Origin of the sequence: Micromonospora sp. DT43 (assembly GCF_049841645.1) — a bacterium.
Taxonomy (GTDB): Bacteria; Actinomycetota; Actinomycetes; order Mycobacteriales; family Micromonosporaceae; genus Micromonospora.
Window position 1 is genome coordinate 64,260 of record NZ_JBNCKR010000021.1, and the last position, 16,327, is coordinate 80,586.

14 protein-coding genes are annotated in these 16,327 nt (G+C 72.8%); 6 read left to right on the forward strand and 8 right to left on the reverse strand.

Annotated features, from left to right (window positions below; translation table 11 throughout):
* Positions 1 to 27: 27 nt before the first annotated feature.
* A complete protein-coding gene (locus tag ACLQ26_RS31445) occupies positions 28 to 1,647 on the reverse strand; it encodes an Ig-like domain-containing protein (RefSeq protein ID WP_425747995.1) in 1,620 nt (539 codons plus the stop codon).
* A 115-nt stretch (positions 1,648 to 1,762) separates the two neighbouring features.
* The gene (locus tag ACLQ26_RS31450; protein WP_425747996.1) at positions 1,763 to 2,629 is read right to left on the reverse strand and encodes a phytanoyl-CoA dioxygenase family protein; all 867 of its coding nucleotides are present in this window, start codon (positions 2,627 to 2,629) and stop codon (positions 1,763 to 1,765) included.
* A gap of 485 nt (positions 2,630 to 3,114) precedes the next feature.
* Between ACLQ26_RS31450 and ACLQ26_RS31455 the strand changes: the two genes are divergently transcribed.
* The 4 genes from ACLQ26_RS31455 to ACLQ26_RS31470 all read left to right on the forward strand — a co-directional run bounded on the left by ACLQ26_RS31455 (position 3,115) and on the right by ACLQ26_RS31470 (position 5,756).
* On the forward strand, positions 3,115 to 3,891 hold the full coding sequence (locus ACLQ26_RS31455) for an Asp23/Gls24 family envelope stress response protein (protein ID WP_425747997.1): 777 nt from the start codon (positions 3,115 to 3,117) through the stop codon (positions 3,889 to 3,891).
* Complete coding sequence (locus ACLQ26_RS31460) at positions 3,888 to 4,448, forward strand: hypothetical protein (protein ID WP_425747998.1); 561 nt, start codon at positions 3,888 to 3,890, stop codon at positions 4,446 to 4,448. The genes ACLQ26_RS31455 and ACLQ26_RS31460 overlap by 4 nt, the downstream gene beginning before the upstream one ends.
* Before the next feature lie 163 nt (positions 4,449 to 4,611).
* Entirely contained in the window at positions 4,612 to 5,169 is a 558-nt protein-coding gene (locus ACLQ26_RS31465) for a hypothetical protein (RefSeq protein WP_425747999.1), read from the forward strand.
* A 194-nt stretch (positions 5,170 to 5,363) separates the two neighbouring features.
* Positions 5,364 to 5,756, forward strand: coding sequence for an FKBP-type peptidyl-prolyl cis-trans isomerase (locus tag ACLQ26_RS31470; RefSeq protein WP_363688066.1), 393 nt, complete (start codon positions 5,364 to 5,366; stop codon positions 5,754 to 5,756).
* Positions 5,757 to 5,815: 59 nt separating this feature from the next.
* On the opposite strand, the gene ACLQ26_RS31475 is transcribed toward ACLQ26_RS31470, so the two are convergent.
* The gene (locus ACLQ26_RS31475) at positions 5,816 to 6,238 is read right to left on the reverse strand and encodes an STAS domain-containing protein (RefSeq protein WP_425748000.1); all 423 of its coding nucleotides are present in this window, start codon (positions 6,236 to 6,238) and stop codon (positions 5,816 to 5,818) included.
* 201 nt (positions 6,239 to 6,439) lie between these two features.
* On the opposite strand from ACLQ26_RS31475, the gene ACLQ26_RS31480 reads away from it, so the two are divergent.
* On the forward strand, positions 6,440 to 7,456 hold the full coding sequence (locus ACLQ26_RS31480) for an SMP-30/gluconolactonase/LRE family protein (protein ID WP_425748001.1): 1,017 nt from the start codon (positions 6,440 to 6,442) through the stop codon (positions 7,454 to 7,456).
* Positions 7,457 to 7,615: 159 nt separating this feature from the next.
* On the opposite strand, the gene ACLQ26_RS31485 is transcribed toward ACLQ26_RS31480, so the two are convergent.
* The gene (locus tag ACLQ26_RS31485) at positions 7,616 to 8,884 is read right to left on the reverse strand and encodes an Ig-like domain-containing protein (RefSeq protein WP_425748002.1); all 1,269 of its coding nucleotides are present in this window, start codon (positions 8,882 to 8,884) and stop codon (positions 7,616 to 7,618) included.
* A gap of 647 nt (positions 8,885 to 9,531) precedes the next feature.
* Between ACLQ26_RS31485 and ACLQ26_RS31490 the strand changes: the two genes are divergently transcribed.
* The gene (locus ACLQ26_RS31490) at positions 9,532 to 10,500 is read left to right on the forward strand and encodes a sugar phosphate isomerase/epimerase family protein (RefSeq protein WP_425748003.1); all 969 of its coding nucleotides are present in this window, start codon (positions 9,532 to 9,534) and stop codon (positions 10,498 to 10,500) included.
* A gap of 295 nt (positions 10,501 to 10,795) precedes the next feature.
* On the opposite strand, the gene ACLQ26_RS31495 is transcribed toward ACLQ26_RS31490, so the two are convergent.
* From ACLQ26_RS31495 to pdhA, 4 genes are all read right to left on the reverse strand, one after another.
* Positions 10,796 to 12,481 (reverse strand): right-handed parallel beta-helix repeat-containing protein, encoded by a 1,686-nt coding sequence (locus ACLQ26_RS31495; RefSeq protein WP_425748004.1) that lies wholly within the window; start codon positions 12,479 to 12,481, stop codon positions 10,796 to 10,798.
* Positions 12,482 to 12,608: 127 nt separating this feature from the next.
* Positions 12,609 to 14,108: a dihydrolipoamide acetyltransferase family protein gene (locus tag ACLQ26_RS31500; protein WP_425748025.1), complete on the reverse strand. Its 1,500-nt coding sequence runs from the start codon at positions 14,106 to 14,108 to the stop codon at positions 12,609 to 12,611.
* On the reverse strand, positions 14,093 to 15,097 hold the full coding sequence (locus tag ACLQ26_RS31505) for an alpha-ketoacid dehydrogenase subunit beta (protein WP_425748026.1): 1,005 nt from the start codon (positions 15,095 to 15,097) through the stop codon (positions 14,093 to 14,095). Before ACLQ26_RS31505 ends, ACLQ26_RS31500 begins: the two co-directional genes overlap by 16 nt.
* Positions 15,094 to 16,260 carry a pyruvate dehydrogenase (acetyl-transferring) E1 component subunit alpha gene (pdhA, locus tag ACLQ26_RS31510; protein WP_425748005.1) on the reverse strand — a complete coding sequence of 389 codons (1,167 nt, stop codon included), beginning with the start codon at positions 16,258 to 16,260 and terminating at the stop codon, positions 15,094 to 15,096. The genes ACLQ26_RS31505 and pdhA overlap by 4 nt, the downstream gene beginning before the upstream one ends.
* Positions 16,261 to 16,327: the final 67 nt, after the last annotated feature.

Consider the following 16,327-nt stretch of genomic DNA (forward strand, 5'->3'; position numbering starts at 1 on the left):
GGCTGCCGCAGCGCCGTGCCCGGTGCGCTAACGGCAGACCGCCGTGACGACGACGGGCGCCTGCGGCAGGGCCGGCGGGTGACAGGCCCCGGGCGCTGCCGGCCGCCAGGCCGCCGCGACGTTGTGGACCATGTCCTCCGGCACGTTCTCGGCCCACCGGGACAGGTCGTTGCCGCCGTTCAGGCCACTGGCGAGCAGCACACCGCTCGAACCTCCTACCCGGAGCGCGACCAGCATTTGCTGCATGCCGACCGCCGGATAGCCGAGCGCGGAACACGCCACATCACCGTCACGCCAGCACTTCCAGGCGAGGGCCGGGTCGGCGATCGCCCGATCCGGGTACGGTGCCGAGAACAGGTCGAACATCACCGTCTCGCCGTAGTAGAGGGTCCGACCGACGCTCTGCCAGAAGTCGAGGGCGTACTCGAGGTCGGGTGCCGGCTTGGCGCAGACGGCACGTTCGTCCCGGCAGGTCGCCCCCGGCCCGGTGTAGCGGCCGTGGCTCCAGCCGAGAGCGAGGATGGGCGTGATGCCGGCGACCGTCAAGCGTTGCGTGTACGCGACGATCTCCTGCCGGTACCGCTCGCCGCCGAAGCGGGGGTCCACGTACGACAGGCCGAGCCAGCAGGCCTCGTTGAGCGGGACGTACACCGCCTGGACGCCGCGTGCGGCGAGCCTGGCCACGGCGGCGTCGTCGACCGGGCCGTCCCAGATGCCGCGCCCCCGCACGCAGCGGGCCTCCGCACCGGTGCGCACGAGCGGCGTCAGCCGTCGGGGGGCTGCCGCGTCGACGACCGGGGAGATGCCCCAGAGTTGGTCGCGCACCACGCTGACGTAGGGCGCCTGCCGCTCCTCGCCCGGTGTCAACACGCGGACGGACGGGTTCACGTCGGTCCACCGCGTCGCGCCCTGGTCGTCGTACGCCTGGGCGTGCAGGTAGTAGGAGCCAGCCGGCAGGTCACGCCACTGGGCGGTGTATGGCGCGGTCGTGTCGGTACCGAGCGAGGTGCGGTCCACCCCGGTGCCCCAGCCGAAGAACTCGACGCGGGTGATCCGCCGGCCGGGCGCGGGCGTGGCGACGGCTTCCGCGTTGATGGTGGCCGGGGCGAAGAAGTGGTCACCGTCTTCCGGCCTGATGATCGCGACGGACGGCCGGTTCGGGTCGGGAACGGGACTGGGTGACCCGGTCGGCCGCGGGCTCGGCGAGACCGGCGGCGGGGTCGACGGAGGCGGGCGCGGAGGCAGCACGGTCGTGCAGGTGACGCCGTTGAGCGTGAAGTTCTGCGGCAGGCCGGTCCGGACCCCGCGCGTCATGACGAAGGGAAAGAACTGCTGCTCGTCGGCCGGCAACGTGACACCGGGCAGGTTGCGGATCGTGACCTCACCGCCGTGCTGTTCCCAGCGCACACCGTCGACGTTCTTGACCTGCTCGGTCGGGTAGCGCAGCGGGAAGGTCAACGTCCACTCCGTGAGTGGCTGGCCGACGCTCAGCACCCTGAGGTCGCCGCGCAGCATCGACGGGTACTGGAAGCCGACCTGGAGCTGCGCCGCACACCCGCTGGCGGCGGACGCCGGGACGACCACGGCGAGAACACCCGAGGCGGCGGCGAGCGCGGCGACGGCCAGAGAGACGATCCGGTTCCTCATCAACGACCCCCGCCATCGATAGATGTCACTGGATCCTCGCTCCGATCGACGTCGGAAGTCAAGGCCGGCGACGCCGCGCGCCCCGCCGGCGCGCGAGCCGGGGTCGCCGGTGCGTCTACTCCGCGGCGCCCATCACCAGGCCCTCGATGGTGTGCTTCTGCCGGATCGGCTCCAGCCGGTCCACCACCGGGCAGGGCAGATGCTTCCGGACCGCAGGGGGCAGCCGTTCCCAGTACGCCCGGGTGACGGCCATGTCGTGGTGGGCCGCGTTTCCCGCGCCGGGCGCGTCGACGCCGAGCACCAGGACCGGGCGGGCCGAGGATGAGACGTTAGGGGTGCCGCGGTGGACGGTAAGCGCCGACCGGGCCGAGATGTCACCGCGCTGCGGATACTTGCGCACCGCCCGCTGCTGGTAGCGGGGATAGCGCTCCCGGGGCGGGAACATTCCGTGGTCGAAATCGGCCCCGTCGTCCCACTGGGTGCCCGGGGCGATCTCGAACGGCCCCATCTCCTCCACCGTGTCGACGGTGGTCAGGTTGAACGCCAGCGAGGTGAGCCGCCGCTGCCGCCGGGTCGCCACGGGCATCGGGAAGTCCCGGTGCCAGGGCTGCATCGCCGCTCCGGGAAAGGGGGTGTCGAAGCCCAACTCGACGATCTCGTACTCGTCGCCGAGGACCGCCCGGCAGACCGACACCACCCACGGATGGGTGACCAGCTCGACGAAGCCGGTCAGCTGCTCCGGATGGATCTCCACGTACCACCGCTGCGGGCCGCGTCCGACCGCGCCGTCGGGACGCGAGCGCGCCTCCTCGAACGCGACGGCCACGTCCCTGCCGACCTGGTCCACCCAGGCCGGGTCGAAGGCGCCCCGACAGGCCGTGATGCCGTCTCGGTAGAGGTCGCCGAGCGCCTCGACCGGAACGTCGCCGTCGGCCGTGGGATGCGTGGCGGGTGCCGCTGACCGAGCCGGTGATTCGCGCATCGGGGCCTCCTCGAGCGGACGACGCATTCCTTACAACGTTGTAGAAGCGTGCCAAGGGCCCGCGCACGACGCCAGCGCTCGACGGGCACCTGTGACCTGGATCACATCCAGCTCGTGTTCCAGGACACCCGACGAGGTGTATCCAGCGAGGTCGCCCCGCAACGGACCGGCTGGGAGGTCAGAGCATGTCGCGTCAGCAGTTCGGCACCCACGCCGCGAGCGGGCCGGCGCCTCGCCGACCCCGGACGGAGAGCCCCCGCCAGTCGCGCCCGGCCGGTGATCCGACCATTCGCCGCCGACCGAACCCGAAGCGAGCGGGACGACACCACCGGCTTCCCCCGCGACCCACCGCCTCCCGTCCCACGGCGATCGCCGACGCAACCGGCGGTGGGTCGCGCCGCGCAGCGCAGCGGCCGACGGACGACAGCGTCACGGCCGCGGACGTCGGGCGGATCGCGGCCGACGCGGCCTGCCGGGTCCCGGGCGTGTCCGACGTCCGCCCGGCCACCGTCCGCGTGGGCGACCGGGCCGTGGGCCTCGACCTGCACCTCGCCATCGAGTACGGCCACAGCGTGCCCGCCGTCGCCGACGCGGTCCGCCGGACGGTCGCCGAGCAGGTGCTCGCCGGCACCGGCCACGCGGTGGCCGCAGTGACGATCACCGTGCGGGACCTGGCGATGCCCGGCGCCGACGACGACACCGCGCCGCGCCCACCTGTCGTACGCCCCGAGCTGACCACGGCGACCGCCAACCGGGTGGCCACCACGCTGCTGGCCCTCGTCCTGCTCGCCGGTGGCGTCCTGCTGGCCGCGCAGGCGCTGCTGGTCACGCTGGGCCGCCCAGCAGCGCTGCTCATCCGCCCCGGCTGGTACGACACGCTGACCTCCACCAGGTGGCACGATCCCGGCGTACGGGGAGCGGCCGTTGCCGCCCTCCTGCTGGGTCTGCTCGTCCTGGTCGCCCAACTGCGCCGGTGGACGCCGGTCCGGCTGCGGGTGGACGAGCGCGACGGCTGGCACCTACGCCGGCGGTGCGTGGAGCGCCGGCTGACCGACGCGGCGGACACCGTGCCCGGCGTACGCGCAACCCGGGTGCGGGTCCGGCGCCACGGCGACCGGTGGCAACCCCGCGTGCGCGCCACCGGTGACCCGGCGGCCCGGGTCGAGGTCGAGTTCGCCGTGCGCCAGGAACTGCGTCAGCTCGCCTCGCCACACGCCGAGCGCATCGAGGTCCGACTGCTGCCCCGCAGGCGGCCGGCATGACCGATGCCGCGCACCGCCTGCTGTGGACGATCGTCGCGCTGCTGCTGGTGGCCGCCGGGGCGACGACGCTGGCGGCCGGCGCCGGCACGCTGCCGGGCGGCGATCCCGACGCGGTACTGCTCGGCGGCGGCCTGGTGGACACGTGGCGACTCGCGACGCCCTGGAGCACCCTGGCCGCGGCGGTCGCCGGCCTGCTGACCGCCGTCGCCGGCCAGCGTCTGCTGCACCGGACGCTCCGCCGCCCCGACCGGGCCCTGCGGGGCACGCTGAGCCAACCCGGCAGTCACCCCGGTCGTACCCGCCTGGCCACCGAGGTTCTCGTCCGCGCGCTGGAACGGGACCTGCTCCACGCGCCCGGGGTGCACCGGGCCCGGGTGGTGCTCACCGGCACGCCGCCGCGCCCCGACGTCTGGGTGCGGGTGGACCTGGCCGGCGACGCCCGCGCCGCCGGAGTCCGCGAGCACGTCCACGACGCCGTACGCCGGTTCGCCACGACGGCCGGCTGCCAACCGGCACACCTCGACGTGACGGCCCGGATCGAGCCGGTCCGATCCTGAGCCGGTCCTCCGGCACCCGTCGGCCACGGTCAGGGTCGTGGGGCCGGGCCGTCGGGGGTACAAGGTCCCTAGCCGGTGCGGTCCGTCGGCCCTGCCGCCGGCGCGGCCGAGGGCGTCCACTGGAGGTGCCACCGGGAAGCGCGGTGCGAGGCAGAGAAGGGACGTGGACACCATGACCGCGACGTTCGAGCGGACCACCGCCGAGACCACCGCTCCGGCGGCCGGCACCACCCGAGAGAAGGCCACCCGGTACGTCCTGGCCGGCATCCGGATGGCGCTCGGCTGGATCTTCCTCTGGGCCTTCCTCGACAAGCTGTTCGGCCTCGGCCACGAGACCGAGTCGAAAAACGCCTGGATCAACGGGGGCAGCCCTACCAAGGGCTTCCTCACCTTCGGTGTCGCCGGCCCGTTCAAGGACGTCTACACCGGCATTGCCGGCGCCGCATGGGCCGACTGGCTGTTCATGGCCGGTCTCGCCGGGATCGGCGTCGCGCTCCTGCTCGGCGTGGGCATGCGAGTCGCTGCCGTGGCCGGTGGACTACTGCTGGTCCTCATGTGGACCGCCGTCCTACCTCCGGAGAACAACCTCTTCATGGACGACCACCTCATCTACGCCGCGGTGCTCGCGGTCCTGGCGCTGGTCAACGCCGGCGACACCGGGGGCCTCGGCAAGCCCTGGGCGAAGCTGCCGATCGTCCGGCAGGTGCCCTGGCTGCGGTGACCGCCACCGCACCGTCGCACGGCGGGCGTCACCACAGGTGACGCCCGCCGCGACGTGTACCCGCCGATCCCCCTCATCGGTGGTCCAGTGGTCGTGTCGGGGCAGGTGGCGGGTCCGCCGCACATCGGTGACGCACTATCCGGCAGGATCGACGGTGACCGGACACATCACCCAACACGGCAGGAGATCCCCGCATGAACCAGGCAGCAGGCGCCCGATCGGGCAAGCCCGAGGTGGGTCCGATCGAGGGTGCGCCGCCGGCCGACCTCGTGACCGAGGACATCACCGTGGGCGACGGCCCGCAGGCCGAGCCGGGCCAGTTGGTAAGCGTGCACTACGTCGGCGTGTCCCACTCCACCGGCGGCGAGTTCGACTCGTCCTGGAACCGGGGCGAGGCCTTCGAGTTCCCGCTCGGCGGCGGTCAGGTCATCGCCGGCTGGGACCAGGGCGTGGCCGGGATGCGCGTCGGCGGCCGCCGCCGCCTCACCATTCCGCCGCACCTGGGGTACGGCGACCGGGGCGCGGGCGGCGTCATCAAGCCGGGCGAGACGCTGGTGTTCGTCGTCGACCTGCTCGGCGTGCGCTGATCGACAGTGGCGGGGGTCGCCCGGCTCGATGCCGGGCGGCCCCTGGCGCGCGGTCGGCCTCAGGCGGCCAGCACCAGGCCGCCTGCAGCGGCCGGCGGACGACGGACGGCCTCGACCAGGTCGGCGGGCACCGGGCGACGAGCGGCCTCGACCACCCGGCTGGGCTCGAGGATCGGCATCACCCGGTGCAGGCCGGTGGCGTGCAGCACCCGGGCCACCACCGGAGTGGGATCGACAAGCACCAGCTCGCCGCCTCGGGCCCGGACGCGCAGATGCGCGGCGAGCAACGCACGCACCCCGGCCGCGGAGAGCAGGCGCAACCCGGACAGCTCCAACTGCACGACCGGCCGCGCCGGCGCGGACCACAGGGCGGACCGGAACGCGGCGACGGTGGCGATGTCGACCTCGCCGGCCACCCGCACCTGGACCACCTGGTCACCCACGCTGACCTGCACGTCGATCCGGTCGCTGCGCTCTCCCATGACGTGAAATCTAGCCCCCACCACCGACAGTTTCGCCCCTCCGCGGAGTGATTCCGGGTACGCCCAGGGTCATCCCCCGAGGTGCCCCTCATCCCCCTAGGGGTCCAGGCCAGGGGCCTCGCGGTCGACCGAACGGCCAGGTGGCGCGCCGCGTGTACGACGCTTCGGGTTCACCGGGCATCGGCGGTGGAGAATGAGCCGATGGTGATCCCACGGCCTCGGCCGCCACGGCTGATCCGGCCCGTCCGCGAACCGGCCACCGTTCCGCCTCCCTTCAGCGGCGTGTGGGCGGCCACGGACAGCCGGCTCGACCAGGTCGACCTCCTACCTCTCCCCGAGGGGGCCGTCGGGCCGGAGGACGTGCTGGTCGACCCGGGCGGCCGGGTCATCAGCGGCGACGAGGACGGCAACCTCTGGTGGTGGCCTGCCGACGCGCCGGCCGGCACCCGGCCCCGGCTGCTGGCCGAGACCGGCGGCCGCCCTCTCGGCATCGAGGCGGACCCGTCCGGGGAGTCGCTCATCGTCTGCGACGCGTACCGCGGGTTGCTGCGGGTCACACCGGACGGGGTGGTCCACGAGCTGACCGGAACGGCGCCGCCGGTGCACCTGGCAAACAACGCGACGGTCGCCCGCGACGGCACCGTCTACTTCACCGACTCGTCGGACCGCTTCCCGGTCTCGCACTGGAAGCGGGACCTGCTGGAGCACCGCCCCAACGGCCGCGTGCTGGCCCACCACCCGGGCACCGGACGCACCGAGGTGGTGACCGACGGGCTGTACTTTCCCAACGGGATCGCACTGACCCCCGACGAGTCGGCGCTCATGCTTGTCGAGACCACCACCCACCGGCTGCTCCGCGTGGAGTTGCGCGGCGGGGTACGGGTGCTCGCCGACCTGCCCGCGTACCCGGACAATCTCTCCGCCGTGGGCGACGGGACGTACTGGATCGCCCTCCCCAGCCCCCGGGTGCCCATCGCCGAACGGCTGCTGCCGCACCCGCGGCTGCGCCAACTCGCCGCGCTGCTGCCCGACGCGATGCAGCCGCAGCCGCGCCGCTACGGGCTGGTCGCGCTCGTCGACGGCGAGGGCGCGGTCCGTCGTACGCTGCACGGCCCGGCCGGCAACTACTGGATGATCACCGGGGTACGACAACACGGCGACCATCTCTGGCTGGGCAGCCTCATCGGGCCCGGCGTGGCCCGCGTACCCCTGGCGTGAACGCGTGACGCCGACCCGGCGCGTGTCGGGCGGTGGCCGACCCCGACGCGGCCGGGATAGTTCCGCGGTGACGGGCCGACCCGCCGCGATGGTGGGTCGGCCCGTTGTCCGGTCTCCCGGCGCCCGGCGCCTCGGTGGCCGGCGTCTTGGCGCCTGGTGTCAGCGTCCGCTGACGGAGGGCGCCGGCGCGGGTGACCCGCCGGCCACCGCGCCCGGGTGCGCCGGGGCGACCGGCGCGGGCTTGAGCCCGGACGGCACCGGCAGGGCGCTGCCCTTGACGAACTCGTCCCAACTCACGTTCCACGCCGTCCAGCCGTTGCCCGGTTGCAGGTCGACCTCGGTGCCCTTGACGGTGACCAGGTCACCGACCTGGGTCACCCCCATCAGCCAGTCCGCTGCCGTGGCGGAGACGTTCGCGCAGCCGTGCGAGGTGTTGGTGTAGCCCTGCTCGCCCTCCGACCAGGGGGCCGAGTGGATGAACTCACCACCCCACGTCAGCCGCTGGGCGTCATCGACGTCGACCACGTAGCCGCCGTTCGGCTCACCCCGGGTGTCGAAGGTGGTCCGCTCGTGCTTCTCCATGATCACCATCTTGCCGCTGGAACTCGGCGTGCTCGGCTTGCCCAGGCTCACCGGGATACGACGGACCTGCTTGCCGTCGCGCAGCACCGTCATCTGCTTCGTGGCGTTGTCGATCTCCAGGGAGACCTGCTTTCCGATCTTCGAGGTGGCGTTCCGCTCGGCGTCCCCGACCAGGTTCTTGCCGATCGGTAGGCCCTCCAGCCCGGCGCGGACACTGATCGTCGTGCCCGGTCGCCAGAAATCGGGTGCCCGGTAATAGACCTGACTTCCGTCGTCCAGCCATGACCAGGCACCCGGCTGCGGCGGATTGGTCTTCACGAACAACCGGCGCTGCACATCCGGCCTGGCCTCTTTCGGAATTGCCGGGTCGAACGCCACGGTTACCGGCATCGCCGTGCCGTACGTCCGGTTGCCGACGAAATAGAGGGTGCTGGTGATCTGCGGCTTCGTGGACTTGGCCATCGTGGTGAAGGTGGTGGTCCGCGTCGTGGTCGCGCCCGAGTCACCGGTCGCGGTCACCTCCGCGGTGTACGTACGCCGAGGTTGCAACGGAGCGCTCGGCACCCAACCCGAGCCGTCCTCACGCGGTTCGGCCTTGACCTGCACACCCTTGTCGTCAGTGAGGCGGACAGCGGTGACCCGTCCGCCCTTGACCGTCGCGCCGACCTCGGCGCTGACCGGCACGTCGCGGGTCTTGTCCCCCGGTGTCACGCTGAGCTCCGGCGCCGTGGCGTGTCCCTTCGCCGGCCCGGCCGCCGAGTCCCGGTCGGCGGTGCACCCGACCAGCACGAGCGGTGCGGCTGCGATAGTTACCGCCAACAGCGTCAATCGCCGCCTAGACGTCATCTTCAGTCCCCCCGTTTTCGGCTTCCCTCTGCCACATTCTGTCGGCCCCGACAGGAGTATCCAGGGCATTCGGAAATAATCGGCGGCGCATTTATCGGCGCATTTTCCGATGCTGCGCCGTTGACGAGAAAAGCGCACTGGTGCGCCCCTCGGTACGGTCCGCACGTCGGCACGGCACCCGACCCGCAACGTCCGGTCCCACCCGGACCCCGCCACGCCCGCACCTATGGCCGCCATTGCACGAGTTCCGCCCCGCGCCCCGCGCCCCGCAGGTGCGGGCGCGGGCAGACACGGGGTGGTGCGCGCGTGGGATGCGGGCGTGGGACGGGTTTGGGCGGCTGCCGCACCTGCTGGGAGGGCTTTTGTCATTTAGAGCGAAACTTCTGCTCATCGAGGCCGAGCTTTGCCTTTGTCCGAAGGCAAGGGTAAGGTCGACTTTCAGATAGAAGGTTGCCCATTCGTCGATCAGCCTGCCTGCCTCCCTTGCCGGGTCGGCCGCGGTCCCCCTGAGGGGCGCCGACCGCAGCCACGCGTCGTCCTCACCGTCCAGCCGGAGCATTGCCTCCGGCCGGTTCGGCGCGCCCCGGCAACGGCAGCTGCTCGACAGTTGCCGACGGCACACCAGCCGCCAGGAAGGGACCACCACCATGGATCACCAGACCAACCGCTCGGCGCCGACAGCGACCTCCGAGGCGCTCAGTCGACGCGGGCTGCTCCGGGCAGCGACCGTATCGGCGGCCGCTGTCGGCGCCGCCGGGCTCCTCGCCGGCCCGGCCAACGCCGCGCCGGCCGGCGACACCGCCGGTCAGTCCCACGGCCGGCGCCGGGTGCCGGTGGACCGCATCAGCATCCAGCTCTACACGCTGCGCGACCAGCTCGCCGCCGATCTGCCGGGCACCCTGACCGCCCTGCGCCGCATCGGCTACCGGCGCGTGGAGCACGCCGGCTTCGTGGGGCGTACGGCTGCGGAGTTCCGGGCCGCGCTGGACGCGGCCGGGCTGCACGCGACCTCCGGGCACACCGCCATCCCGCAGCCGTTCGACGCCGCGACCTGGGAACGTGCCCTCGCGGACGCCAACACGGTGGGCAGCAAGAAGATCGTCCACCCGTACTTCGGTCGGGACGCCGAGGGGCGTCCGTACCGTGATCCGGCCGTTTACCGTGCCCTGGCCCGGGATCTCAACCAGGCGGGCCGGTTGGCCGAGCGTGCGGGGCTCGATTTCGGCTACCACAACCACCAGCTGGAGTTCGTGCCGCTGACCGACGGCTCGACCGGCTTCGAGATCCTCACCGGGCAGACCGATCCCCGGCTGGTCCACTTCGAGCTCGACCTGTACTGGACCTGGCGGGGGGCACACGACCCGGTCGACGTGATCCGGGCCAACCGCGGCCGGATCCGCCAGGTGCACGTCAAGGACCTGGACGTCGAGGGTGGCTTCGCGGACCTCGGCGACGGCGTCATCGACTTCGGCCGGATCTTCACCCACGAGCGGGAGGCGGGCATCGAGGAGTACATCGTGGAGCGCGACGACGCGGGCACCACGCCGCGCGCTCCCGCCGACGCCCTGGACACCGCCCGGGTCGGCTTCGACTACCTCGCCTCACTCCGGTACTGACCAGCAGCTCGGGGGACCACCAGACGAACAGGACGCTTTCGTGTCCGCCCTGCTCCTGGTGACGGCCGGCCTGGCCGCACCAACGACAGGGGCGACAGCAGCACCGGCGGCCGCGCCGCCGGACAACAGTTTCCAGAAGGTGACGCGGCACGATGAGCGGCGGCGACCGGAGAGCATCCGGCCGCCGCCGCTTCGCATTCCGCCCCGGCCGGTCAGCTCCGGCCCGCCGCCGTTGACCGCCGACCTCCCCCCGATCGGCTCCGAGCCACCGCCGTTGACCGCCGACCCTGACCGGTCAGGTCCAGTCGCTGTCGACGTGATTGTCGCGCCAGCGTCCACCCACCGGCGGGGTGTCCAGACGCATCCCGTCGTCGGCGTTTCCGGCGAGGTCGTTGTCCTCGACCCGGCAGTCCACGCAACTGCCCCGCTCGGTGATCCACAGCCCGTGGGTCTGGGTGCTGTTCTCGTGGTTGTCCCAGACCCGGTTGCCGCGGATGGTGGCCGAGTCGAACGCCGCGTCGATCGTGATCCCGGCCCGCCGCTCGGGTGCCGCGGACAGCTCGTACCCGCAGCCCGGAGGCGGCACGTCCCCGCTCCACGCGCTGATGCCATCGGGCCGGACCGGCGCCAGGACGAGTTCGTCGCCGGTGTTCGAGGCGACCATGGCCACGGCCCGTCCCACCCGCAGGACCTTGCCCCGGTGCCCGTCGTGCGGCCAGTTCGCGGACCGGTCCACCATGGAACGCTCGGCGTAGCGGACGGTCTCGCCGCCACCGCTGGCCGCCTGCGCGTACTGTCGCCCGTTGTTGCGGATCCGGTTGTTCAGCAGCACCGCGTCGGTCATCTGGTGGTCGATCCGGACGGCGTCCAGCCCGTTTCCCCAGAGTTCGTTGCTCTCGATCACCACGTCCCGGACCGGGCCCTGATAACCGCGCCCGAGGTCGTGCCCGTGGTAGCCGTGCTGGCCGTTACCGCTGATCCGGTTGCCCCGGACGGTGTACGGGCCCGGGCTGTTGCCGACGCTTACCCCGTCGCGGATGTTGCCGTCGATGACACAGTCGGTGAGCAGCCCACCCCGTCCGGCCACCGCCGCGGTGCCCTGCGCGGAGATGTCGAAGCCGGCCTCCAGGTTGCCGGTCATCGTGCAGGCGGAGACGATGAGACCGTCGGCGCCCCAGTCGGAGATGCCGAAGCGGTTGCCCTGGCTGTGACACCCGATGATGCGGTAGCCGCGGGGCGGGGGCCAGTAGTCCTTCTGCAGCTCCAGGAAGATGCCGTTGGTGCCGTTGGCGAGCGTGGTGCAGTTGGCGATGGTCAACCGCTCCACCGTGCCCCAGCCGCCGATGCCCACGCCGATGCCGGCGCCGCCGATCTGCTCGCCGTTGTCGAGGCGGCCACAGCCGACCACCACCACGCCGTCGATAAGCGAGTCCTGCAGGAAGTCGCAGCCCAGCCCGGTGGCCGCGGTGTGGTGGATGTAGAGGTTGCGGAACACACCGCGCACGACGTACTGCAGGCCCAGGCCCTTGGCGAGGTAGTTGTACTCGGCCATCGCCACTCCGGAACCGTCGATCTGGAAGTCGGCGAAGGTGCAGTCGGCGATGTGCCGGTCCCGGTCGGCACCGTGCTGCACGGTGGTCCAGAAGGCCAGCGGGGTCGGATCGGCACGGTTGCCCTCGTTGCTGAGCATGAACCGGGTCGCCGCCGGGCCGGCGCCGACAAGCGAGACCCCGCTGCGCCACACCGTGCCGGCGTCGCGGATCGAGTAGATGCCCGGCGGGCAGTAGATGACGCGGGCCCGGCCGTCCGAGGCGTACCCGGCGCCGAGGCGGTCCACGAGGGCGGCCAGCGCCGGCTGGTCGTTTGTCGCGCCGTCACCTGTCAGCCCGTACTCCAGGGCGTCGCAGTAGAGGGGGGCACCGGCAGCGGCGGGCCGCCGTACCCGTACCGAGTTCAACAGCAGCTCGTTCGCCACGGCCACGGGCGGGCTCCCTTCGACGCGTCCGGTGCGCTCCGGCGGGGCCGACTTCCCGAGAACGCGGCCGGGAAACCCCGGACACACGCCGGCCCCGGCGCCGCGTGGGCGGTGCCGGGGCCGGGAGTACGCCTCAGACGGCGGCGATCAGCAGCGCCGGGCGCTCCACGCAGTCGGCGACGTGGCGCAGGAAGCCGCCGGCCACCCCACCGTCGCAGACCCGGTGGTCGAACGTGAGGCTCAGCTGGGTCACCTTGCGCACGGCCAACTGCCCGTCGACGACCCACGGCTTGTCCACGATCCGCCCCACCCCGAGCAGGGCCGCCTCCGGGTAGTTGATGATCGGGGTGGAGCCGTCCACGCCGAACACCCCGTAGTTGTTGAGGGTGAAGGTGCCGCCGGTGAGCCGGGCCGGCGCGAGCGTCCCGGCCCGCGCCGCGGCGGTGGTCGCCGCCAGCTCGGCGGCCAACTCGGCAGTGGTGAGTCGCTGGGCGTCGCGCAGCACCGGCACCAGCAGGCCCCGGTCGGTCTGCGCGGCGATGCCCAGGTGCACCCCGGCGGACTGGACGATCCGCTGACCCTCGGTGTCGACACGGGAGTTGAGCTGCGGGAAGCGGCGCAGGCCGCTGAGGCAGATCCGGGCCAGCAGGGCCAGGATACTCACCGGCGCATCGGGCGTCGCCGCGTTGATCGCCGCCCGGGTCTCCAGCAACCCGGTCGCGTCCACGTCGACCCAGATGGTCACCTCGGGGATCTCCCGCCGGCTGCGGGAGAGCTTGTCGGCGATCACCTTGCGCACACCGGTGAGCGGGACGATCACGTCGCCCTCGCCCTGTGCGGTCGGCGCGACCTGCGGGTCCGGCACGGCGGCGAGCCGAGCGACCGGGACGGCAAGTGCCGCCTCGACGTCGGCGCGGCGGATCACCCCGCCGGGCCCGCTGCCCCGGACCGTGCCCAGGTCGACGCCGCGCTCCCGGGCCAGCCGACGCACGATCGGCGAAATGACCAGGGCCGCCGGCCCGGGGGCCGCCGCGCTCCCGACCACAGCCGGATCAGCGGCCGCGAGCAGACCAGAGGCCGCAGCCGGACCACCGCCCGCGACCGGACCAGCGCCCGCGAGCAGGTCACCGCCCGCAACCGATCCGCCGGCCGCATGCAGACCAGGGGCCGCGGTGGGAACGGCACCGCCGGTCGCACCGGCATCCGCCGCGGCGGCTTCGGCCGGTTCGGGGGCCACTGCCAGGCGGGTTCGACGCCGACGGCGGGTCGCGCCGCCGTGCCCGGTGCCGTACCCGATCAGCACGTTGCCGGAGCCGGCCCGCTCCTCCTCGCGGTAGGTGGCGTGCCCGGCGGGCTCGTCGCCGCCGTCCAGCGGCGCGATGGTGATCAGCGGCTGGCCGACCGGGCGGACCTCACCCGCCGCGCCGTGCAGGGTCACGACCCGGCCGGCGTACGGGCAGGGCACGTCGACGACGGCCTTGGCGGTCTCCACCTCGACCACGCTCTGGTCGACGGTGACCACGTCGCCCACGGCGACCCGCCACTCGACGATCTCGGCCTCGCTCAGCCCTTCCCCCAGATCGGGCAGGAGGAAGACCTGTGTCCGCTCGACGGTGGTCATGCCGCCGCCCAACGCGCGTCCGGCTGGTCGTCCCACTGGAGGCGGGCCACCGCGTCGAGCACCCGGTCGACGCCGGGCAGGTGGGTGTGTTCCAGCATCGGCGCCGGGTACGGGATGTCCAGCCCGGCGACCCGCAGCACCGGGGCGTGCAGCGCGTGGAAGCAGCGCTCCTGCACCCGGGCCGCGATCTCCGCGCCGACACCCGCGAAGCCCGGTGCCTCCTGGATCACCACGCACCGGCCGGTACGCCGGACCGACGCGGTGATGGTGGCGTCGTCGAACGGCACGATGGTGCGTACGTCGACGACCTCCAGGTCCCAACCCTCCTCGCGGGCGGCCTCGGCGGCCTCCAGCGCGACCGGGACCGCCGGCCCGTACGCCACCAGGGTGGCGTCGCGGCCGGTACGGCGCACGACGGCCCGGCCGAACGGCTCGGTACGCGCCGGCAGCTCGGCGTCGTCGCTGCCGAAGTAGAGCTTCTTGGGCTCCATGAAGACCACCGGGTCGGGGTCGTCGATCGCCTCGCGCAGCAGCGAGTACGCGTCCTCGACTGTCGCCGGGGTGACGACCTTCAGGCCGGGCGTGTGCGCGTAGTACGCCTCGGACGAGTCGCAGTGGTGCTCCACCCCGCCGATGCCACCGGCGTACGGCACCCGGATGACGATCGGCACGCTGAGCTTGCCGCGGGTCCGGTTGCGCAGCTTGGCGACGTGCGAGGCGATCTGCTCGAACGCCGGGTACGCGAACGCGTCGAACTGCATTTCGACCACCGGCCGCAGTCCGGACATGGCGAGGCCGACGGCGAAGCCGACGATGCCGGCCTCCGCGAGCGGGGTGTCGAAGCAGCGCTTCTCGCCGAAGCGGGCCTGCAACCCGTCGGTGATCCGGAAGACGCCGCCGAGCGCACCGACGTCCTCGCCGAAGACGACCACCCGGTCGTCGGCGGCGAGGGCGTCGGCGAGCGCGGTGTTGAGCGCCTTCGCCATGGTGGTGGCCATCAGGCGTCACCCTCCTCGTCGCGCGCGGCGGCCAGCTCGGCGCGGACCTGCTCGCGCTGCTCGACGAGCTGCGGGGTGGGCTCGGCGTAGACGTGGTCGAAGAGGCTGAGCGGGTCGACAGTGGGCTGGGTGTTCATCCGGGCGCGCAGATCCGCCGCGTACGCCTCGGCCTGCTCGGCGACCTCGGCGACCGCCGCGTCGTCGAGCACGCCACGGGCGCGCAGGTACGTCTCCAGGCGGGCCAGCGGGTCGCGGTCGCGCCAGGCGTCGACCTCGGCGCCGTCGCGGTAGCGGCTGGCGTCGTCGGCGTTGGTGTGCGGCTCCATCCGGTAGGTGTGCGCCTCCACCAGGAAGGGCCCCTTACCGGCGCGTGCGTGCGCGACCGCGCGGGTCAGCACGGCGAGCACCGCGACCGGGTCGTTGCCGTCGACCTGCTCGCTGGGCACCCCGTAGCCGACGCCCTTGTACGCAAGCGACGGCGCGGCGGTCTGCCGGGACAGCGGGACGCTGATGGCGTACCTGTTGTTCTGGACGAAGTAGACGACGGGCGCTTTGAACACGGCGGCGAAGTTGATGCCCTCGTGGAAGTCGCCCTCGCTCGTCGCGCCGTCACCGATGAAGGCCAGCGCCACGGTGTCACGACCCTGGTACGCCTCACCGTGTGCCAGACCGGCGGCGTGCACGCACTGGGTGGCGAGCGGGGTGCACTGCGGCGCGGTGTGCACGGCTGTGGGGTCGTAGCCGCAGTGCCAGTCGCCGCGTAGCAGGGTGAGCACCTCGACCGGGTCGATGCCCCGGGCAACCAGCGCCATCGATTCGCGGTAGGTGGGGAACACCCAGTCGGTGTCGCGAACGGCGAGCACGGCGGCGACCTGGCACGCCTCCTGACCGCGCGACGACGGGTAGACGGCCAACCGGCCCTGCTTGGTGAGCGCTGTCGCCTGGGTGTCGAACCGGCGGCCGAGCACCATCCGGCGGTACAGCTCCCGCAGCGCCTCGACAGGCGGCTCCGGGTAGTCGGTGCGGGCCGGCAGCGGCGTACCTGTCGGATCGAGCAGGCGGACCGGGTCGGCGTCCGGCAGCAGCGGGCGCGCCGGGTCGGGCGGGGTGACCGTCCGACGAGCGCGCGGGGATGCCCTGCGGACCGCCTGGGGTGTGGTCGTCACGGCGGGACCTCCTGGGACGTGTGGTGAGCCTATGCTTCCGCCTGAGGGATGATTGACTCAAGATCCA

Coding starts and splice junctions, on each gene's coding strand:
- ACLQ26_RS31450 (WP_425747996.1), bottom strand. CDS start 2,629: ATGCGCGAATCACCGGCTCGGTCAGCGGCACCCGCCACGCATCCCACG.
- ACLQ26_RS31475 (WP_425748000.1), bottom strand. CDS start 6,238: ATGGGAGAGCGCAGCGACCGGATCGACGTGCAGGTCAGCGTGGGTGAC.
- ACLQ26_RS31445 (WP_425747995.1), bottom strand. CDS start 1,647: ATGAGGAACCGGATCGTCTCTCTGGCCGTCGCCGCGCTCGCCGCCGCC.
- ACLQ26_RS31470 (WP_363688066.1), top strand. CDS start 5,364: ATGAACCAGGCAGCAGGCGCCCGATCGGGCAAGCCCGAGGTGGGTCCG.
- ACLQ26_RS31485 (WP_425748002.1), bottom strand. CDS start 8,884: ATGACGTCTAGGCGGCGATTGACGCTGTTGGCGGTAACTATCGCAGCC.
- ACLQ26_RS31490 (WP_425748003.1), top strand. CDS start 9,532: ATGGATCACCAGACCAACCGCTCGGCGCCGACAGCGACCTCCGAGGCG.
- ACLQ26_RS31480 (WP_425748001.1), top strand. CDS start 6,440: ATGGTGATCCCACGGCCTCGGCCGCCACGGCTGATCCGGCCCGTCCGC.
- ACLQ26_RS31460 (WP_425747998.1), top strand. CDS start 3,888: ATGACCGATGCCGCGCACCGCCTGCTGTGGACGATCGTCGCGCTGCTG.